Annotated in this window: 18 protein-coding genes; 5 read left to right on the forward strand and 13 right to left on the reverse strand. The window is 66.7% G+C overall.

The window, feature by feature from the left end; all coding sequences use genetic code 11:
- Positions 1 to 42: 42 nt before the first annotated feature.
- From IB258_RS16435 to IB258_RS16450, 4 genes are all read right to left on the reverse strand, one after another.
- Complete coding sequence (locus IB258_RS16435; protein WP_054455628.1) at positions 43 to 1,650, reverse strand: carboxyl transferase domain-containing protein; 1,608 nt, start codon at positions 1,648 to 1,650, stop codon at positions 43 to 45.
- Between the two features lie 225 nt (positions 1,651 to 1,875).
- Positions 1,876 to 3,057 carry an acetyl-CoA C-acetyltransferase gene (locus IB258_RS16440; RefSeq protein ID WP_192352909.1) on the reverse strand — a complete coding sequence of 394 codons (1,182 nt, stop codon included), beginning with the start codon at positions 3,055 to 3,057 and terminating at the stop codon, positions 1,876 to 1,878.
- A 35-nt stretch (positions 3,058 to 3,092) separates the two neighbouring features.
- Entirely contained in the window at positions 3,093 to 4,949 is a 1,857-nt protein-coding gene (aceK, locus tag IB258_RS16445) for a bifunctional isocitrate dehydrogenase kinase/phosphatase (protein ID WP_119449834.1), read from the reverse strand.
- Between the two features lie 11 nt (positions 4,950 to 4,960).
- Entirely contained in the window at positions 4,961 to 6,139 is a 1,179-nt protein-coding gene (locus IB258_RS16450; protein WP_192352910.1) for an isovaleryl-CoA dehydrogenase, read from the reverse strand.
- 246 nt (positions 6,140 to 6,385) lie between these two features.
- Between IB258_RS16450 and IB258_RS16455 the strand changes: the two genes are divergently transcribed.
- On the forward strand, positions 6,386 to 7,561 hold the full coding sequence (locus IB258_RS16455) for a M20 aminoacylase family protein (RefSeq protein WP_192352911.1): 1,176 nt from the start codon (positions 6,386 to 6,388) through the stop codon (positions 7,559 to 7,561).
- Between the two features lie 58 nt (positions 7,562 to 7,619).
- The gene (locus IB258_RS16460) at positions 7,620 to 8,591 is read left to right on the forward strand and encodes a tripartite tricarboxylate transporter substrate binding protein (protein ID WP_192352912.1); all 972 of its coding nucleotides are present in this window, start codon (positions 7,620 to 7,622) and stop codon (positions 8,589 to 8,591) included.
- Between the two features lie 99 nt (positions 8,592 to 8,690).
- Here the strand turns inward: IB258_RS16460 and IB258_RS16465 are convergent, their stop codons facing one another.
- A complete protein-coding gene (locus IB258_RS16465) occupies positions 8,691 to 9,023 on the reverse strand; it encodes a YnfA family protein (protein ID WP_054455615.1) in 333 nt (110 codons plus the stop codon).
- Between the two features lie 10 nt (positions 9,024 to 9,033).
- On the reverse strand, positions 9,034 to 9,414 hold the full coding sequence (locus tag IB258_RS16470; RefSeq protein WP_054455614.1) for a MerR family DNA-binding transcriptional regulator: 381 nt from the start codon (positions 9,412 to 9,414) through the stop codon (positions 9,034 to 9,036).
- Between the two features lie 72 nt (positions 9,415 to 9,486).
- Here IB258_RS16470 and IB258_RS16475 point away from each other — a divergent pair, with 72 nt between their 5' ends.
- Entirely contained in the window at positions 9,487 to 10,554 is a 1,068-nt protein-coding gene (locus IB258_RS16475; RefSeq protein ID WP_192352913.1) for an MBL fold metallo-hydrolase, read from the forward strand.
- An 8-nt stretch (positions 10,555 to 10,562) separates the two neighbouring features.
- Here IB258_RS16475 and IB258_RS16480 read toward each other — a convergent pair whose 3' ends face one another.
- Positions 10,563 to 11,591 carry a tripartite tricarboxylate transporter substrate binding protein gene (locus tag IB258_RS16480; RefSeq protein WP_192352914.1) on the reverse strand — a complete coding sequence of 343 codons (1,029 nt, stop codon included), beginning with the start codon at positions 11,589 to 11,591 and terminating at the stop codon, positions 10,563 to 10,565.
- 182 nt (positions 11,592 to 11,773) lie between these two features.
- Positions 11,774 to 12,400: a LysE family translocator gene (locus IB258_RS16485; protein ID WP_054455611.1), complete on the reverse strand. Its 627-nt coding sequence runs from the start codon at positions 12,398 to 12,400 to the stop codon at positions 11,774 to 11,776.
- A gap of 134 nt (positions 12,401 to 12,534) precedes the next feature.
- Between IB258_RS16485 and IB258_RS16490 the strand changes: the two genes are divergently transcribed.
- Both IB258_RS16490 and metC read left to right on the forward strand, forming a co-directional pair.
- Positions 12,535 to 13,260, forward strand: a complete 726-nt coding sequence (locus IB258_RS16490) for a nitroreductase (protein ID WP_054455609.1) — start codon at positions 12,535 to 12,537, stop codon at positions 13,258 to 13,260.
- Positions 13,261 to 13,342: 82 nt separating this feature from the next.
- Complete coding sequence (gene metC / locus IB258_RS16495) at positions 13,343 to 14,536, forward strand: cystathionine beta-lyase (RefSeq protein WP_054455607.1); 1,194 nt, start codon at positions 13,343 to 13,345, stop codon at positions 14,534 to 14,536.
- 21 nt (positions 14,537 to 14,557) lie between these two features.
- Here metC and IB258_RS16500 read toward each other — a convergent pair whose 3' ends face one another.
- The 5 genes from IB258_RS16500 to argS all read right to left on the reverse strand — a co-directional run bounded on the left by IB258_RS16500 (position 14,558) and on the right by argS (position 20,017).
- On the reverse strand, positions 14,558 to 15,535 hold the full coding sequence (locus IB258_RS16500; RefSeq protein WP_192352915.1) for an alpha/beta fold hydrolase: 978 nt from the start codon (positions 15,533 to 15,535) through the stop codon (positions 14,558 to 14,560).
- Positions 15,514 to 16,725: an ABC transporter substrate-binding protein gene (locus tag IB258_RS16505; protein WP_119449842.1), complete on the reverse strand. Its 1,212-nt coding sequence runs from the start codon at positions 16,723 to 16,725 to the stop codon at positions 15,514 to 15,516. Before IB258_RS16505 ends, IB258_RS16500 begins: the two co-directional genes overlap by 22 nt.
- A 136-nt stretch (positions 16,726 to 16,861) precedes the next feature.
- Complete coding sequence (locus tag IB258_RS16510; protein WP_054455603.1) at positions 16,862 to 17,491, reverse strand: thiol:disulfide interchange protein DsbA/DsbL; 630 nt, start codon at positions 17,489 to 17,491, stop codon at positions 16,862 to 16,864.
- An 81-nt stretch (positions 17,492 to 17,572) separates the two neighbouring features.
- Positions 17,573 to 18,325: an SPOR domain-containing protein gene (locus IB258_RS16515; RefSeq protein WP_054455601.1), complete on the reverse strand. Its 753-nt coding sequence runs from the start codon at positions 18,323 to 18,325 to the stop codon at positions 17,573 to 17,575.
- A 9-nt stretch (positions 18,326 to 18,334) separates the two neighbouring features.
- Complete coding sequence (gene argS, locus IB258_RS16520; RefSeq protein ID WP_192352916.1) at positions 18,335 to 20,017, reverse strand: arginine--tRNA ligase; 1,683 nt, start codon at positions 20,015 to 20,017, stop codon at positions 18,335 to 18,337.
- Positions 20,018 to 20,260: the final 243 nt, after the last annotated feature.

The following is a 20,260-nucleotide window of genomic DNA, read 5'->3' on the forward strand; positions in this document are numbered from 1 at the left end:
CTGAAATTATTCTTGGGCTGCAATGGGGGCGGCCATGCCGTCCTACATGCGGAACACGCCGAACTTGGTGTCCTCGATGGGCGCGTTCAAGGCCGCCGACAAGGCCAGGCCCAGCACGCGGCGCGTGTCGGCCGGGGCGATGATGCCGTCGTCCCACAGCCGCGCGGTGGCGTAGTAGGGATGGCCTTCGCGTTCGTACTGTTCGCGGATCGGCGCCTTGAAGGCGGTTTCCTCATCTGCCGACCACTGACCGCCGCGGGCCTCGATGCCGTCGCGCTTGACCGTGGCCAAGACGCTCGCGGCCTGTTCGCCGCCCATGACCGAGATGCGGGCGTTGGGCCACATGAACAGCATGCGCGGCGAATAGGCGCGGCCGCACATGCCGTAGTTGCCGGCGCCGAACGAACCGCCGATCAGCACGGTGAACTTGGGGACGTTGGCGGTGGCCACCGCCGTCACCATCTTGGCGCCGTGGCGGGCGATGCCTTCGTTTTCGTACTTGCGGCCGACCATGAAGCCGGTGATGTTCTGCAGGAACACCAGCGGGATCTTGCGCTGCGCGCACAGTTCGATGAAGTGCGCGCCCTTCTGCGCGGACTCCGAGAACAGGATGCCGTTGTTGGCCACGATGCCGACAGGCATGCCGTGGATGTGCGCAAAGCCGGTGACCAGCGTGGGGCCGAAGCGCGCCTTGAACTCGTCGAACTCGGAGCCGTCCACGATGCGCGCGATGACTTCGCGCACGTCATAGGGCTTGCGCGTGTCGGCGGGAATGATGCCGTTCAGTTCGCTGGGGTCGTAGCGCGGCTCGCGCACGGGGATGGTCGCCAGCGGCTGCGGCTTCTTGCGGTTCAGGCGCGCGACGGCGTTGCGCGCCAGTTGCAACGCATGCATGTCGTTGGCGGCCAGGTGGTCGACCACGCCGGACAGGCGCGTGTGCACGTCGCCGCCGCCCAGGTCCTCGGCGCTGACTTCTTCGCCCGTGGCGGCCTTCACCAGCGGCGGGCCGCCCAGGAAGATGGTGCCCTGGTTCTTGACGATGATGGACTCGTCGCTCATGGCGGGCACGTAGGCGCCGCCGGCGGTGCAGGAGCCCATCACCACGGCGATCTGCGAAATGCCCTGCGCGGACATCTGCGCCTGGTTGTAGAAGATGCGGCCGAAGTGTTCGCGGTCGGGGAAGACCTCGTCCTGCTGCGGCAGGTTGGCGCCGCCCGAATCCACCAGGTAGACGCAGGGCAGATGGTTCTGCGCGGCGATTTCCTGCGCGCGCAGATGCTTCTTGACCGTCATCGGGTAGTAGGTTCCGCCCTTGACCGTGGCGTCGTTGCAAACGATCACGCATTCCGTGCCGGCCACGCGGCCGATGCCGGTGATGACGCCGGCGCCGGGGGCTTCACCACCGTACATGCCGTGAGCCGCCATCGGCGACAGTTCCAGGAACGGCGTGCCCGGATCGATCAGATGCTCGACGCGGTCGCGCGGCAGCAGCTTGCCGCGCGCCACGTGCTTGGCGCGAGCGGCTTCGCTGCCGCCCAGCGCGGTATGGGCCAGTTGCTGATTCAGATCGTCCAGCTGCGCCTGCATGGCCTGCGCATTGTCGGTGTAGTCCTGCGACCGCGGATTGATGCGGGATTCGATGATGGGCATGGGGTTCCACCCGTCCTGCTTGTTGGAAATTTGAAGGCGCTCGTGGAGCGGTTTGTCTCGCTGCCCGGTGGGCCGGGCATTCTTGTCGGTTAGGGGCACCGAAGAGGGATTTCGTTGCGCCTTTCCTGTACGGCGCGCGACCGACCCGTCGCGCTACGACGCCATGCAAGAAAGGCGCAGCGGAATCCATCGAAAGCCGGGAGGCCGAAGCCTCCCGGCGTTGCGTCAGACCATCTCGATCGCCATGGCGACGGCTTCGCCGCCGCCGATGCACAGCGTGGCTACGCCGCGCTTGCCGCCGGTCTTGCGCAGCGCGCCGACCAGGGTGGCCATCAGGCGGGCGCCGGACGCGCCGATCGGGTGGCCCAGGGCGGTGGCGCCGCCGTGGACGTTGACCTTGTCATGCGGCAGCTTGAAGTCGGCCATGGCAGCCATGGTGACCACCGCGAAGGCTTCGTTGATTTCGTAGAGGTCCACGTCCTCGGCCTTCCAGCCGGTCTTGGCGAACAGGTTCTTCAGCGCGCCCACGGGGGCGGTGGTGAACCAGTTCGGCTCTTGCGAGTGCTGGCTGTGGGCGACGATGCGGGCCAGGGGCTTGACGCCCAGCTTTTCCGCGGTGGAGGCACGCATCAGCACCATGGCGGCGGCGCCGTCGGAGATCGACGAGGAGTTGGCGGCGGTGACGGTGCCGTCCTTCTTGAAGGCGGGCTTGAGCGTGGGGATCTTTTCCGGCATGGCCTTGGTGGGGGCTTCGTCGGTGTCGATCACGGTGTCGCCCTTGCGGCCGACCACGGTCACGGGGGCGATTTCCCACTTGAAGCTGCCGTCTTCCGACGCGGCGCGGGCGCGGCGCAGCGATTCCAGCGAGAACGCGTCCTGCTGTTCGCGGGTGAAGGAATACTTGGCGGCGCAGTCCTCGGCGAACACGCCCATGGCCTTGCCCTTGTCGTAGGCGTCTTCCAGGCCGTCCAGCGCCATGTGGTCATACACGGTGTTGTGGCCGTAGCGGTAGCCCTGGCGGCCCTTGAGCAGCAGGTAGGGCGCGTTGCTCATGCTTTCCTGGCCGCCGGCGACGACGATGTTGGCGCTGCCCGCGGCCAGCAGATCATGGCCGAACATGGCGGCCTTCAGGCCCGAACCGCAGACCTTGTGGATGGTGGTGCAAGCCACGCCCAGCGGCAGGCCGGCGCCCAGCGCTGCCTGGCGCGCCGGGGCCTGGCCCTGGCCGGCCTGCAGCACGTTGCCCATGATGACTTCTTCGACTTGCTCGGGCTTGATGCCGGCGCGTTCGACGGCGGCCTTGATGGCGATCGAGCCCAGCTCGTGCGCGGCCAGGCCGGACAAGGCGCCCAGCATGCCGCCCATGGGCGTGCGGGCGACGGAAACGATGACGATGGGATCTGACATGGCTAGCTCCTGTGAGGGTCGGGACAGCTCTGGGGTTACGAGGCCGCGGGTTCGCCCGTAGGGCGTTCCGGACGCAGGCGTCTGTCCGTATCGTAAGGGAAAAATTCTTCAATCCGGCCCTGCGCCACATGGGCGCGGCAGGCCTGCCACCACTCCGGTTCCAGCAGGTCGGAATGGTGACGCATGAAGGCGCCGCGCACGCGCGGGTCGCCTAGCAGAAAGCGTCCGAATTCTTCGGGAAAGACATCATTCGGACCGATGGCATACCAGGGTTCGGACGCCAGCTCCGCCTCTTCGTTGGGGGCGGGCGGAATGCGCCGGAAATTCATTTCTGTCATGCGCTGGATTTCGTCGTAATCGTAGAAAACGACCCGGCCCAGGCGCGTGACGCCGAAGTTCTTGTAAAGCATGTCCCCGGGGAAAATATTGGCCGCCGCCAGTTGGCGGATGGCGTCCCCGTATTCGCGCACGGCCGGGTCCAGCAGCGCATCCGACGCCTGGCGCAGGTAGATGTTCAGCGGGGTCATGCGCCGTTCGATGTAGACATGGCGGATGACCACCGTGTCGCCGGTTTCCTCTATCAGGCTGGGCACCAGCCGGCGCAATTCTTCCAGCAGCGCGGGTGCAAAGCGTGCGCGCGGCAGCGCCACCTGTGAGTATTCCCAGGTGTCGGCCATGCGGCCGACGCGATCGTGCAGCTTCACCATCTGGTACTTGCGGCGCACGGTGGCATGGTCCATGCCGTCCTTGTCGATGCGGTCCTTGATGAGCTTGAACACGTAGGGATAGGACGGCAGCGTGAACACGCACATCACCATGCCCTTGATGCCGGGGGCGATGTCGAAGGCGTCGCGCGAATGGGCCAGGTGGTGCAGGAAGTCGCGGTAGAACAGCGTCTTGCCCTGCTTCTGCAGGCCGATCATGGTGTAGAGCTCGGCCTTGGGCTTGCGTGGCAGCAGGCTGGACAGGAAATTCACCACCGCGGCCGGCGTTTCCATGTCCACCAGGAAATAGGCGCGAGTGAAGCTGAACAGCGTGCTCAGGTCGTCGGCTCCCAGCAGCAGCGCGTCCAGCACGACCTGGCCCGCCGGGTTGCGCATCAGCGCCACCGCAAAGGGATACACCGTGCCCTGGTTGATCAGGCGGCCGACGATGTAGGCGCCCTTGTTGCGGAAGAACAGCGAGCCCAGCGCGTGGATCTGGCAGTCGCTGGCGATGCGGCGGCCGACGTGGCGCGGCAGTATCGCGCGCAACTGCTTGACCGCGGCGCGCGCCAGCAGCCGGGTGTCGCGGGGCAGGTCTTCGAAGGGCAGCGCCAGCCCGAAGTCCGCCACCATGCGGATCAGGCTTTTTTCCAGCCCGTCGGTGGTGGGGTAATACACCCGGTACGAGGGGATGCTGCTGTCCAGGTAGTCGGTGGCGATGGCCGGGCGGACGAACAGGAAGGCGTTGTGGAAATAATCGCGGTGCAGGATGCGGCAGGACACCGAGTTGAAAAACGTCTCGGCGCATTCGGGCTGGCGGTGGTCGCCCAGCAGGCCCACGAATTCCTGCTTGATCTGCTGCCAGAACGCGGTCTGCTCGTCGCTCAGGTTGGGTGCAGCGCTACCGTTGGCGCCCACCGCGCCTTCGGGGCGGCCGCGCAGCACGCCTTCCAGTTGGGTGGCGCATTCGCGCACCCGCATGTCGTAGTACTCGATGCGCTCGCGCGACAGGCGCTGGATGCCGTGCCAGTCGCCGGATTCGAACAGCGCCTTGGCGCGCTGGGCGCTGTAGCGGAACAGCGCGTAATGGCGGTCGAAGCCCGCCAGGATCAGCCGTGCGACGTCCAGCGGCGAGGGGCCCGGAGCGGGCGCCTGCTCGATGTGCTGGACGTCGGACATGCGGATCATGGCGGCGTCGCTCAGGCGGTTTCGTTGAACAGTTCGCGGCCGATCAGCATGCGGCGGATTTCGCTGGTGCCGGCGCCGATTTCGTACAGCTTGGCGTCGCGCCACAGGCGGCCCACCGGGTATTCGTTGATGTAGCCGTTGCCGCCCAGGATCTGCACGCCCTCGCCCGCCATCCAGGTGGCTTTTTCGGCGGTGTACAGGATCAGCGCGGCGCAGTCCTTGCGCACCTGGCGCACGTGCTCGGCGCCCAGGCGGTCCAGGTTCTTGCCGACCTGGTAGCAGAAGGCGCGGCTGGCCTGCAGCGTGGTGTACAGGTCCGCGACCTTGCCCTGGATCAGCTGGAATTCGCCGATGGCCTGGCCAAACTGCTTGCGGTCATGGATATAGGGGACGACCACGTCCATCACGGCCTGCATGATGCCCACCGGGCCACCGGACAGCACCGCGCGTTCGTAGTCCAGGCCGCTCATCAGCACCTTGACGCCGCCGTTGATCTGGCCCAGCACGTTCTCTTCCGGGATTTCGCAGTCCTGGAACACCAGTTCGCCGGTATGGCTGCCGCGCATGCCCAGCTTGTCCAGCTTTTGCGCCACGGAAAAGCCCTTGAAGCCCTTTTCCACCAGGAAGGCGGTGATGCCGCGCTGGTGCGCTTCGGGATCGGTCTTGGCGTAGACCACCAGGGTGTCGGCGTCGGGGCCGTTGGTGATCCACATCTTGGTGCCGTTCAGCACGTAGCGGTCGCCCTTCTTGTCGGCGCGCAGCTTCATGCTGACCACGTCGGAACCGGCGCCCGGCTCGCTCATGGCCAGGGCGCCCACGTGTTCGCCAGAAATCAGCTTGGGCAGGTACCTGGCTTTCTGGGCGGCGGTGCCGTTGCGGTTGATCTGGTTCACGCACAGATTGGAGTGCGCGCCGTAGGACAGGCCGATGGAGGCGCTGGCGCGGGAGATTTCCTCCATCACGACCATATGGGCCAGATAGCCCATGTTGGCGCCGCCATATTCCTCGTCGGCCGTCATGCCCAGCACGCCGAGTTCGCCGAATTTGCGCCAGAGGTCCATGGGGAACTGGTCGCTGCGGTCGACTTCTGCGGCGCGCGGCGCGATCTCGGCCAGTGCGAAATTACGCACCGCGTCGCGCAGCATGTCCAGATCTTCGCCCAGGTCGAAGTTCAGGCCGGGAAGGTTCATCGCTGTCTCCGTGATAGTAGGTACTTACTATTTTGTGGGCGCCCGTGTCCGGCGCCAGCTTGCCGCGCGTGGCTCATGATGCGCCGATCGGCCATCGCCGCGCAATGATGCACTGCAAATATTACGTTTACGTAAACGTAAATTGGAGTCGGGTTATCCCTAGGTAATTCAGCCCTGCCCAGGGAGTTGCGCTGAGTAAGATGCCAGCCGATCCTTGAATCCTGAATCATTGCGATGGAGTCTGCCGTGCTCGAACTAACCAACCTGGACGAAATTGTGGCGCTGCGGCGCGACATCCACATGCATCCGGAGCTTTGCTACGAAGAGCACCGCACGGCTAAGGTGGTGGCGGACACGCTGCGCGGCTGGGGCATCGAGACCCACACCGGCATCGCCAAGACCGGCGTGGTCGGCGTGATCAAGCGCGGCACGTCGGATCGCGCCATCATGCTGCGCGCCGACATGGACGCGCTGCCCATGCAGGAAGAGAACCAGTTCGAACACCGCTCGCGCCACGACGGCAAGATGCACGGCTGCGGCCACGACGGCCACACCGCCATGCTGCTGGCCGCCGCGCGCCATCTGCAGGCCGAAGGCGGCTTCGACGGCACCGTGTACCTGTGTTTCCAGCCGGCCGAGGAAGGCGGCGCGGGCGGCCGGGCCATGATCCAGGACGGCCTGTTCGAGCGCTTCCCCTGCGAAGCCGTGTTCGGCCTGCACAACTGGCCGGGGCTGCCCGCCGGATCCATCGGCGTCTGTTCCGGCCCGATGATGGCGGCCGCCAACGGTTTCAAGATCACCGTGCGCGGCAAGGGCGGCCATGCGGCCGCGCCGCAGGACTGCAGCGATCCGGTGCCGGCGCTGTTCGCCATCGGCCAGTCGTTGCAGACCATCCTCACGCGCAGCAAGCGTCCGCTGGACGCCGCCGTGCTGTCGATCACCCAGGTGCAGGCCGGCGGCAGCGTGATCAACGTCATCCCCAACAGCGCCTGGCTGGGTGGCTCGGTACGCGCTTACAGCACCGCGGTGGTCGACCTGATTGAACGCCGCATGAACGAGATCGCCGGCAACATCGCCGCCGCGCACGGCTGCGAGGCCGACGTGTTCTTCGAACGCCGCTATCCGGCGCTGGTGAACACCGTGGCTGAAACCGAGTTCTGCATGGAAGTCATGCGCGAGGTCGTGGGCGAGGACAAGGCAATGGTGATCGAGCCGGCCATGGCCTCGGAAGATTTCGCCTTCCTGCTGCAGGAAAAGCCCGGCTGCTACGTGTTCCTGGGCAACGGCGACGGCGAGCACCGCATGGCCGGCCACGGCCTGGGTCCCTGCATGCTGCACAACGCCAGCTACGACTTCAATGACTCCCTGATTCCGGCTGGCGCGTCGTACTGGGTACGCCTGGCGCAACGCTATCTGGCCTGATGTGCTTCACGCCTTTCGTTTTATCTGACGCAGTGCCACGCAACATTACCAGGACGATATGAAAAAGAAGACATTGCTGATCAAGGCCGCGGGGGCGGCCTTGGCAATCATGGCCAGCGGCGCCATGGCGCAGAACTGGCCGGCCAAGCCCGTGACGCTGGTCGTGCCCTACACCGCCGGCGGCAGCGCCGATGCGATCGGACGCCGCCTGGGCGACGTCCTGCGCAAGGAAAGCAACATAACCGTCATCGTCGAGAACAAGCCGGGTGCGGGCGCCTCCGTCGGCACCGACTTCGTGGCGCGCGCACAGCCGGACGGCACCACGCTGCTGCTGGCTTCCACCAGCCCGCTGACGATCTTCCCGCATCTGGCCAAGACCAACTATGACCCGATGAAGGACCTGACGCCCGTGGCCAGCGTGGCGGTAGCGCCCGTTGCCATCGTCGCCACCAAGGCGCTGCCGGTGAAGGACTTCGCCGGCTTGATCGACTACGCCAAGTCGCATCCCGACGGCGTGCGCTACGGCACGCCGGGCCAGGGCACCGTGGCCCACATCGGCATGTCGGCCGTCACGGCGCAGACCGGCACCAAGATGCTGCACGTGCCTTACCGCGGCAACAGCCAGGCGCTGACCGACGGCCTGGGCGGCGTGGTCGAGCTGCTGGTGGTCAATAGCGACGTGGTGCTGCCGCACGTCGCCAGCGGTGCGCTCAAGCCGCTGGCCGTGATGGCGCCCGAGCGCCTGGCCGCATGGCCGGACGTGCCCACCATGGCGGAACTGAAGATGCCGCAGGCGCAGTACTACTCGAACTTCGGCGTGTTCGCGCCGGCCAATCTGCCGCCGGCCGTCGCGCAGCCGCTGCAGGCCGCCTTGGCCAAGGCGGTGGCCAGCGCCGAATTCCAGGACCTGTTGGCCAAGTCCTACCTGCAACCGGGCACCGCCACGGGCGAGGCCTTCGCCAAGCAGGTGCAGGCGGAATTCGCGAACAACGCGCGAGTCATCAAGGAAGGCAACATCAAGGCCGAATAAGCTCTGCCTGGCAAAAAAGCGCGCGACCCCTGGGGGTTAGGCGCGCTTTTTTTTTGAGCCGGCCCAAGACCGCGGACGCTTCGAGAGGCTTGCCGCAGCCTACGCGCTGCGCGGCCCGAACATGATCACCATCATTCCGGCCAGGCACAGCCCCACGCCCAGCCAGTCGCTCATGCTGGGCCGCACGCCGTCCACGGCCCACAGCCACAGCAGCGCCATGCCGATATAGACGCCGCCATATGCCGCGTAGACGCGGCCCGAAGCCGTGGGGTGCAGCGTCAGCAGCCAGGCGAACAGCGCCAGGCTGGCGGCCGCCGGCGCGAGCAGCCAGATGGAATGGCCTTTGCGCAGCCAAAGATAAGGCAGATAGCAGCCGACGATCTCGGCCAGCGCCGTCAGGATGAACAGCGCGAGGGTTTGCAGGGCGCCCATGCGCGTCCCGCTAGGGCTTTTGCGCGAGCAGCTCGCGGCATTGCTGTTCCTGCTGCGCGATCTCGCGCAGGGTATCCTCGATGTCGCGGCGCTGTTGTTCCAGCGTGGAGCGGTGCTGTTCCAGCACGCTCAGGTACTGGCGCAGCTGAACCGCGGTGTCGCCCGGCCCGTCGTACATGTCGATCAAGGTCAGGATCTCGGACAATTGCAGGCCCAGGCGCTTGCCGCGCAGGGCCAGCTTCAGGCGTGTGCGGTCGCGCGGCCCGAAGATGCGGTTGCGTCCTTCGCGCGCCGGGCTGACGATCCCCTGGTCTTCATAGAAGCGGATCGTGCGGGGCGTGACGTCGAACTCGCGCGAGAGTTCAGAGATGGTCCAGGTTGACGGGGACATGCGGCGTGTGGCAGTTTACGTAAACGTAAATTATGATGACTTGACCCAATCGTCAAGCGTGGAGGAGAGGCAATGAATCCGAACGAACAGAAACTGCAGTACCCCTGGGCCGATTTCCAGCCCGAAGCCGGCCGTTCGCACGTGGTGGCGGATGGGGTCAAGTGGATCAGGATGCCTCTGCCGTTCGCGCTGGATCATATCAACCTCTGGCTGCTGTGCGACAACATCGACGGCCGCGACGGCTGGACCATCGTCGACTGCGGCATCACCCGCGATGAAGTGAAGACGCTGTGGGAACGGGTATTCGAGACCGAACTCGAAGGCCTGCCGGTGCTGCGCGTGATCGTCACCCACATGCATCCCGACCACATCGGCCTGGCGCACTGGTTGTGCGAACGCTGGAATGCGCCCCTGTGGATGACGATGACGGACTTCATGGTGGCCTCGCTGTGGTCCTCGCGCCGTGGCGAAGCCGGCGGCGGCCCGGGTGGCCAATCGGCGGTGGACCACTTCGCGCGCCATGGCCTGACTGACCTCGACGCGCAGGAGCAGATCCGCCAGCGCGCCAATTACTACCCCAACCTGGTGCCGGCCGTGCCCGCGCGCTACACCCGCATCCTGCATGGCGACGCGGTGCGCATCGGCGGGCGCGACTGGCGCGTCATCGTGGGCTATGGCCACGCGCCTGAACACGCGTCGCTGTATTCCGCCGACCTGCGCGTGCTGATCTCCGGCGACATGGTGCTGCCGCGCATATCCACCAACGTCAGCGTGTTCGACTACGAGCCCGACGCCAATCCCCTGCCGCTGTACCTGCGCTCGCTGGACGGCTACGCCGGCCTGCCCGAGGACACGCTGGTGCTGCCTTCGCATGGCCGCCCTTTCAAGGGCCTGCACGAGCGCATCGCGCAACAGCACGAACACCATCGCGACCGCTTGGCGGAGGTGCTGGAAGCCTGTGCGGTCCAGCCGCAATCGACCACGGACATCGTGCCGGTGTTGTTCAAGCGCAAGCTGGACCTGCACCAGCTGACCTTCGCCATGGGCGAAGCGCTGGCGCACCTGCATGCGCTGTATTTCGAAGGCAAGCTCAAGCGCGCGCTGGGCGCGGACGGCATCATGCGGTTTTCGGCTGCCTGAGCGCCGTCTCAGTCCAGCGTTACGCCCGTGTCGGCGTTCAGCTTGAGGATGATCGGAAGATAGGTCTGGTACTCGGCCAGGGCTTCGTCGGGCAGGTTCCCGATCGGTTCCAGGTCCATCGCGAGCAGCCTGTCGCGGACCTCGGGGCTCTGCACCGTAGCGCTGACCTCGCGACCCAGCCGCTCGACGATGTGTGCGGGCGTTTGGGCCGGGGCCAGTAGCGTCGTCGGTGCAATGGCCCGGTAAGCGTCATCGTCGTAGCCCGATTCGGCCATGCTTGGGACGTTCGGCAGGCTGCTGATCCGCTTGCTGCCGAGTACGGCCAGGGCCCGTATCTTGCCGGTGGCAAGGGGCTGCTTGAGCGTGAACACGGAGGCCAGGGCAACGTCGATCTGGCCGCCAAGCAACGCCGTCATGATCGGCAGCTCGCCCTTGTAGGGTACGTTCAGGATGTCGATGCCGTAGGTCTTGTTCATGTAGTGCTGAATGAGGTGCGGCGTGGAGCCTGGTCCCCACGATCCCATTCGGAGCGCGCCTGGTTCCTTTCTTGCATACGCGATCAGCTCATCGATGTTCCTGACGGGTAACGCACTGTTGATCACGATCACTCCCGTACCCTTGGCGACATCGGAGACCGGCCGCAACTCGGTGCGCGGATCGTAGGGCAGCTTCTTGAAGAGCACCAGGTTGGCGGTGATCGGGGAGGCCAGCGTCAACAGCAGGGTGTAGCCGTCCGGGGCTGATTTGGCGACGTAATTGGTCGCGATGATGCCGCTTGCGCCAGGCTTGTTCTCCACGAGCACGGGCTGGCCGAGCCGCTTGCCCAGGCCTTCGGCAACCGAGCGTGCGATGGTATCGACCTGCCCGCCGACCTGGTAAGGCACGATCAGATGCAAGGGCCTGGTTGGATAGTCGGTCTGGGCGCGCGCGGACAAGGGCAGGATAGCCAGCGCGGCGGCAAGCAATCCGACCCGTGTGGCAACCGCCGCCAGCGCTTGGGCAGCGGGTTTCCAGTACAAATGTTTGTTTTGCTTCATGGCCACTCTCCTTGCGCCGCAAGAGGTGGCTATCGGCGTCCATGCCTAGGCCTGTGTTGGGGCGGTGCGGCAATCTTGGACTGTGGGCGCCGGTCCGCAAACTGCAAATTCCGCATGTACATATGGGAAATACACAGGGCGCGCGCAGCGCAGGTGGGTCGGGAAGGGTTTTCGCCGCCTCTTCAACGCGAGGCGGTCGCCAGCCGCACGGCCAACCCGACAAACACCAGCGCGGCGATCCGGTTCAACCAGCGCTTGGCCGTCACCGAACGCTGCAGCAGTTCCCCGAACGCGCCCGAGAAGAACGCGATGGCGCCGAACACCAGCAGCGTGGACACCATGAACACCGCGCCCAGCTGCATGGTCTGCAAGCCCACGCGGCCCAGCGCCGGTGAGGTGAACTGCGGCAGGAAGGCGAAGAAGAACAGCAGGACCTTGGGATTGGTCAGGTTCATGACGATGCCGCGGCGATACAGCGCACCGGGCTTCATGGGTTCGGGGCGCTTGCCGTCCTCGGGTTCGACCGGCGCGCGCAGGATCTGCCATGCCAGATAGGCCAGGTAGGCGGCGCCCGCAAGCTTCAGCACGGTGAAGGCCATGGGCGAGGCCGCGAACACGGCCGCCAGCCCAACGGCCACGGCGGCCGTATGCCCCAGCAGCCCCGTGCACAGCCCCAGCACCACGAACATGCCGGCCTTGCGTCCCCAGATGGCGGATTGCATCAGCACGAACAGGTTGTCCGGCCCTGGAGTCAGGGCCAGCAGGACGGCAATGCCGAAGAATGCGATCAGGGTGTCGATGGGCAGCATGGGGGTCGCCTGGAACGGTTCGACCGGCTTCGGAAGGCCGGAAGTGGCATCATAAAGGGAAAGACGTGCCCATCATGCATGCCGCATGCGTCCCTGGCGGGGCGTGTGCGACCCGATCAGGAGAGACAACCGCCATGCCACCATCCGCCATGCCGCATTCCCCGCAGCCCTTGCAGGCCGCCGACGCACGCCCCGATGCCGCGCTCGAGGCGTGGCTGCATGCGCGCCACAGCTGCCGCGCCTTCCTGCCCGAACCGGTCGGGCGCGGCACCATCGAGCGCATCCTGGATCTGGCGCAGCGCGCCGCGTCCTGGTGCAACTGCCAGCCCTGGCAGGTGACGATCACCGAAGGCGCGGGTACGGAACGCCTGCGCGACGCGCTGCAACGCCGCGCGGAGCAGTCTGGCTTTACGCCGGATTTTCCGTTTCCGCGCGAGTATCAGGGCGAGTACCTGGCCCGTCGGCGCGAATCAGGCTTCCAGCTGTATGGCGCGGTCGGCGTGGCGCGCGGCGACCGCGAGGCATACCGCCGCCAGGAAATGCGCAATTTCCAGCTGTTCGACGCGCCGCACGTGGCCATCATCACCACCGACGAGGCGCTGGGCGAATACGGCGCGATGGATTGCGGCGGCTATGTGGCCAATTTCCTGCTGGCGGCCCAGGCCAATGGCGTGGCGACCGTCGCCCAGGCATCCCTGGCCATGTACCCGGAAGTGCTGCGCGAGGAACTCGGCATCGCCGCGGACCGCCGCGTGGTCTGCGGCATTTCCTTCGGTTATGCCGACACGGCGCACCCCGCCAACAGCTATCGCACCAGCCGCGCCCCGCAATCCGAAACCGTTACCTGGATCGGCGAATAGGGACAGGCTGCGCCTGGCCTGATATGGTTCATCCTGATCGCTTTTATTCCGCCCCTGTCCATACGCAAGCAGTCCACTGAAGATGCCCACCAAACACATCGATACGCTTCTGCAGCACGCAGGCACCGCCCCGTTCAACCCTGAAACCGGCACGGCGCCGGTGCCCCTGCCGCCGATGCGGGCCAGCACGGTGCGCTTCGAGAACCTCGCCGCACTTGAAAAGGCCCAGCGCGACAAGGCGGCAGGCGGCCGCGCCTCCACCTACGGGCGCATGGGCATGGACACGCATGCGGCGCTGGAAGAAGTCTTCACCCAGCTCGAAGGCGGTACGCATTGCTACCTGGCGTCCTCGGGCCTGTCGGCGATGACCATGGTCATGATGGCCCTGTGCTCGGCCGGCGACCACGCACTGATCTCGGACTGCGTCTATGGTCCGATGCGCGAACTCGACGACGCGGTGCTCAAGCGCATGAACATCGAGATCACCTACTTCGCGGCTGGCGAGGATCTCGAAGCGCTGGTGCGTCCCAACACCAAGCTGTTGTACGTGGAGTCGCCGGGCTCGCTGTTGTTCGAGATGCTGGACATGGGCGCCATGGCCGCTTTCGCGCAGAGCCACGGGCTGGTGCTGGCCACCGACAACACCTGGGGTTCGGGCTACATCTACCGTCCGCTGACGCTGGGCGCGCAGGTGTCTGTCATCGCCGGCACCAAGTACGTGGGCGGGCATTCGGACCTGATGCTGGGCGCCGTAGTCACCAATGACGAACAGATAGCCCGCAAGCTCAACCGCACGCAGTACGCCATGGGCTATTCGATCAGCGCTGACGACGCCTGGCTGGCCTTGCGCGGGGTGCGCACCATGCCCATCCGCATGGCCCAGCATGCGCGCCATGCCTTGCAGGTGTGCGAGTTCTTCAAGAGCCGTCCCGAGACCGTGCGCCTGTTCCACCCGGCCTGGCCGCAGGATCCCGGCCACGCCCTGTGGCAGCGCGATTGCACCGGCTCCAATGGCATGCTGTCCGTCGAGCTGCGCCTGTCGCCGGCGGCGGCGCGCGTGTTCGTGGATTCACTGACGCTTTTCGGCATCGGCTTTTCCTGGGGCGGCTACGAAAGCCTGGTGCAGCTGGTGTCGGGCAAGGACCTGGCCAAGCACCGCTACTGGGGCGAAGGCGACAACGCCCTGGTGCGGCTGCATATCGGCCTGGAATCGCCGGACGACATCATTGCCGACCTGACCCAGGCGCTGGAAAAAGCCGCGGCCGTCCAGGGCTAAACGACGCAAGGCGCGGCGGCCTCAGGCGGCCGCGCTACGTATCCACGCGCCGATGCGCGCGGCGATGTCGTCGCTGTTGTCGTCCATCATGGGCATGTGCGAATTGCCGGCAATGCCCATGTCGGCCAGGCGCCAGGTTTGCACGCGGGCGCCTTGGCGCGCCAGCTCATCGGCATAGGCCTGGCCGGTGGCGCACAGCTTTTCCCATAGCGGCGTCGCGTCCAGGTAGTCGCCATAGACGAACAGAAAGGGCTTGTCCGCCACGGCTTGGGCCGTCACCTCGGACGAGTAGCCCGAGGGTTCGATGCCGATGACGCCGCGCACCAGGTCCGGCCGCGCATGCAGCGCGCGGTAGGCGACTTCGCCGCCGTGGCTGTGCGCCATCACCAGGCACGGTCCGACGCGGTCGAGCACCGCGCAAAATCCCCGTAGGGCCGCATCGTTATTGCCCAGCCAGCGCGGTACCGCGTGGCGGATGAATTCGTCGAACGCGGCGACCGGAAAGCGCTGCCCTTCGAACGCGCGTCGCGCCGCGTAGTCTTCGGCGCGGCCAAAGCGGAACAGCGTCCAGCTTTCCTCGGCATTGCGGATGATGGGCGGCTCGGGCCAAACCTGTGTGAACGGGGCCCAGCCTGCGCGGCCACGCTCGACGTTGTCCACGACGTACACCGCATGTCCCTGCCGCAGAAAGTGCTGCATCCAGCCGGGCCTGCCGTCGGGCGTCTGCTCCCACATCGCGCCCGTCATGCCGCCGCCATGCAGCAGCACGATGGGCAGCGGATGCGCCAGGCGCGCCGGGATGAAGTACTGCACGTAGGCCTGCTCGAAGTGATACAGGCCGTTGGGGTCATACGCCAGCGATGCGCTCTGCGTGAAGGCGATCTCGCGCGGCGGCAGGCCGTCGATACGCACCTGCCGCCCGCCCGCGTAGAAGCTGCCGAAGTCGGCCAGGGCCACTGCCTCGGGCGGCGCTTGCGTCATGGCTTGACCAGAGGACATTGGCTTTCCGACAAGGGCCAGGCCAGCGCCGCGCCAGGAATGTTGCGCACGATGTTGTAGTAGTCCCAGGGCGCCTTGGACTGCGCCGGCGTCTTGACCTGTGCCAGCATCATGTCGCGCACCACCAGGCCGTCTTCGCGGATGCGTGCGTTCAGGCTGAACGGGTCGTCGATGGGCAGCGATTTCATCTTTGCCATGACGGCATCGGCGTCCACCGTGCCTGCCGCCTTCACGGCTTGCAGGTAATGGCGCACCGAGCCGTAGACGCCTGCCTGCAGGAAGGTGGGCGGACGCCCCACGCGGGCCTCGAACTTCTTGGCGAAGGCGCGCGTGCCGTCGTTCATGTCCCAGTAGGACGGCACGGTCAGGTAGGTTTTCTGCGCGGCTTGCAGGCCCAGGCTGTGCACGTCGGTGATCAGCAGCAGCATGGCCGCCAGCTGCTGCGCGCCGCCGATGCCGAATTCCGCGGCCTGCTTGATGGCCGAGATGGTGTCGCCGCCCGCGTTGGCGATGGCGATGATCTGCGCCTTGGAGGCCTGCGCCTGCAACAGGAAGGATGCGAAGTCCGACGCGTTCAGCGGGTGGTAGACGGTGCCGACGACCTCGCCGCCGTTGGCCTTGACCACGGCCTCGGTGTCGGCCGCCAGCTGCTTGCCAAAGGCGTAGTCGGACGCCAGGATGAACCAGCGCTTGTTGCCCTCGTTGACCACGGCGGTCGCGGTGCCGCGCGACAACGCGTAGGTGGTGTAGGTCCATTGCACGCCGTAGGGCGAGCACTGCGCCTGGGTCAGCGCGGTGGTGCCAGGACTGGAGAACAGCACCAGTTTCTTCTTGTCGCGCGCGATGCCCTGCACCGCCAGCGCGACCGACGAGTTGGGCACGTCCACGATCACGTCCACGCCGTCGGTGTCGTACCACTTGCGCGCCATGCCGCTGCCGATGTCGGGCCGGTGCTGGTGGTCGCCCGAGACCAGCGAAATCGGCTTGCCCAGCAGGGTGCCGCCCATTTCCTCGATGGCCAGGCGGGCGGCTTCGACCGAGCCGCGGCCGGTGGCGTCGGCGGTGACGCCCGCCATGTCCGTGAGTACGCCGATCTTCACGCCGTCGGTTTCGTTGGCTTGCGCCAGGCCGGCGGCCAGCGCCAGGCACAGGCCCAGCATCGCGCGTTTGCGCGGGAATCGCTGCTTCATTTGTCTTCCACCCATTGTGTGCCGCTGTTGCGGCGATTTGTTGTGCGGAAAGTGTAGCGCGGGCTCGGGCGGGAACCGCAAAGAAAAACGCCCCGGCCGGCAGGCTCGGGGCGTTCGGAATTCCGGCTGGAAAGTATCAGTTGCGCGCCAGCGGGATCAAGCGGGTCACTTCCTTCAGCGCGCCTTCGTAGCTGTTGCCCGCCATGACCGGCGAGGTCATGAACTTGCCACCGACGGCGAACGACGGAGTGCCGTCGATGCGGTAGGCGTCGGCCAGCTGGGTGGCGCGCTGCACCTGCGTCTGCACGCTGAACGAATCGAAGACCGAGTCGAACTTCTCGCGGTCCACGCCCTGCGTGGCGATCCATTCGCCCATCGCCTTCTTGTCGAACAGGCGCTTGTGCTCGCCGTGGATGGCGGCAAAGACCTTGGGGTGCAGATCCGGGCGGTCCAGGGCGAGCAGCGTGTAATAGAGCTGCTGCAACGGCTTCATGCCGGCGTTGAACGCGATCGGAACCTGCTTGAGCACCACGTCCGGCGGCGCGGTCTTGGCCCAGTCTTCAACCATGGGCTCCATGGCGGCGCAGTGCGGGCAGGTGTAGGCGAAGAATTCCAGGACCTCGATCTTGCCCGGGGTGTCCGACGGCAGCGGCGGATTGATGGCGATGGACTGCTGCGTACCTTGCGCGTGGCTTGCCGGGCTGAAGAATGCCGTGGCGGTCAGCGCGGCCGCGGCCAGGATGCGGATTATCTTGGGGGACAGCATGGATGAGAGGTTCCTGAGTAAAAAGTTACAGACAGGCCCGGGGCCGGATAAGTTCAATGCTTGCGTGCGCGGCGGCCCACATTACTGGCGCACCACCGCGGTTTCGATCTTGTTCTCGCCCAGGCGGCCGCGCGCCCGGTTCATGTCGTCCAGGCGGGCAAAGGGCCCCACCCTGACCCGATTGATGGGCTTGCCGTTCACTTCGGCCTTTTGCACCGCCACCGGCAGGCCCAGCAGGATGATGCGGGCCTTGAGGGACTCCGCGTCGTTCTCGCCCCGGAAGGCGCCAGCCTGCAGGTAATACGTGCCGTTGGCCGCGGAGGCGGTGGCGGCCGGCTTGGGAGCCGGCGCGGGCGCAGCGGCGGGGGCGGCCTTGGAGATAGGCGTGGGCGCCTGGCTGGGGGCGGCGGACGGCGCGGCCGAAGCCGCGGCGGGCGCCTTGGACGTAGGCAGGGTGGCGATCAGCGCGCCCAGGTCGTCCAGCTTGGCGGGGGTGTCATCGCCCTTGGAGGCGGCGGGTCCGCTGGCCTGGCCCGTGCCGGCCCCAGGCAGCGGCGCGGGCGCCGTGGCCGTCGGGCCGGTGGAAGGGGTGCCGGCGCCGCCGTCGCGGCCGTACAGGCCGGCGTTGGGGTCCGGCGCCTGGCGCGGGTCCGGCAGCTTGCCGTTGTCGCCCTGGCGGCTGGCCCGGTCGACGAAGGGCACTGGCGCCTTGGTGACGTAGAAGGCGACGACGGCGGCCACGATCAGGCCGATGAGCAAGCCGGCCAGCGCGCCGTACAGGGTGCTGCCGCTTTCGCCGGAGGAACGGCGGGTGGTTTTGCGCTTGGTTGCCATGAACCGATGTTACATCCGCTCGGGCGCCGATACGCCCATCAGCTCCAGCCCGTTGGCCAGCACCTGGCGCGTGGTCGAGGCCAGGCGCAGGCGGGCCAGCTTCAGGGCCGTGTCGTCGACCAGCACGCGCTCGGCGTTGTACCAGGCGTGGAAATCCGAGGCGCAGTCGCGCAGCCAGAAGGCGATGTGGTGCGGCGACAGTTCCTGCGCCGCCAGCGCCACCACGTTGGGGAATTCGGCCAGGCGCTGCATCAGCGCGAATTCGGTCGGCGCGGTCAGCAGCGCCGCGTCGGCCTGGGCCACGTCGGCGGGCGGCATGGCGGCGTTGTTGATGACCGAGCAGATGCGGGCGTGCGCGTACTGGATGTAATAAACGGGGTTCTCGTCGCTCTTGGACAGCGCCAGGTCCACGTCGAACACGAATTCCGTGTCGGCGCGGCGCTGGATCAGGAAGTAGCGCACCGCGTCGCGGCCCACCCAGTCGATCAGGTCGCGCATGGTCACGTAGCTGCCGGCGCGCTTGGAGATCTTGACCTCTTCGCCGCCGCGCATGACCTTGACCATCTTGTGCAGCACGTAGGCCGGGTACTCCTTGGGAATGCCCTCTTCCAGCGCCTGCAGGCCGGCGCGCACGCGCGCCACGGTGCCGTGGTGGTCGCTGCCCTGGATGTTTACGGCGCGATGGAAGCCCCGCTCCCATTTGGCCTTGTGGTAGGCCACGTCCGGCACGAAATAGGTGTAGCCGCCTTCGCTTTTGCGCATGACGCGGTCTTTGTCGTCACCCGTGCCCAGTTCGGTGGTGCGCAGCCAAAGCGCGCCGCCTTCCTCGTAGGTGTGGCCGCCGGCGATCAGCGCCTTGACGGTCGCTTCGACGCGGCCGGAGGTGTAGAGCGAGCTTTCCAGGTAGTAATTGTCGAATGCCAGGCCGAAGGCCTGCAGGTCCAGGTCCTGTTCGCGGCGCAGATAGGCCACGGCGAAGACGCGGATGTCGTCCAGGTTGTCGACGTTGCCCGTGGCGGTGACGTCCACGCCATCGGAGTGGACGGTCGCGCCGGCCTGGAAGTCGCGCGCGATGTCGGCGATGTAGTCGCCCTTGTAGCCGTCGGCGGGCCACTCGGGGGAATCGGTCGTCAGGCCGCGGGCGCGGGCCTGCACGCTGATGGCCAGGTTCTGGATCTGGTTGCCGGCGTCGTTGTAATAGAACTCGCGGGTGACGTCCCAGCCGATGGCGTCATACAGGCGGCAGATGGCGTCGCCCAGCGCGGCCTGGCGGGCATGGCCCACGTGCAGCGGGCCGGTGGGGTTGGCCGACACGAATTCGACCAGGATCTTCTCGCCGTTGCGCGGCGCGCGGCCGAAGGCGGCGCCCTGCTCGGCCACGGCGGCGATGACGGCCTGGCGTGCGGCGGCGGTGATGCGCAGGTTGATGAAGCCGGGGCCGGCGATTTCAGCGGACTCGATCAGGCTGGCGGCGCCGGGTTGCGCCATCAGGGCGTCGACGATGGCCTGGGCCAGTTCGCGCGGGTTGCGGCGGGCCGGCTTGGCCAGCTGCATGGCCACGTTGGTGGCGACGTCGCCGTGGGCGGCGACCTTGGGGCGCTCCAGCAGCACATTTGCCACGGCGTCGGGCAGGCTTTGCGCGACGGCGGCCTGGATCAGGGAGATAAGCTGTTTTTGTTGCTCGAGGAGCATGGGCGTCTGGAGAAGTTCTGAGTTAGTGACGGACGCGCCCGCACAGGCCGGACCTGTCGGGCGGAGCGGACAGGGGCGGCGTAGCCGGGCGGACCGCGCGCGCCGGATTCATGGCCGCGTCAGGTCCCGCTGTCACGGGAATCTCCTGAATCATAGCTTGATTTGGCCATCGGACCGGCCTGCGCCAGGGGCGCGGACGCGGCGGCGGCAGGTCCGGGGGGACGGATGGGGCCGGTCCATCGG

The sequence above is a fragment of the Achromobacter sp. ACM02 genome, assembly GCF_014851605.1.
Taxonomy (GTDB): Bacteria; Pseudomonadota; Gammaproteobacteria; order Burkholderiales; family Burkholderiaceae_B; genus Achromobacter; species Achromobacter aegrifaciens.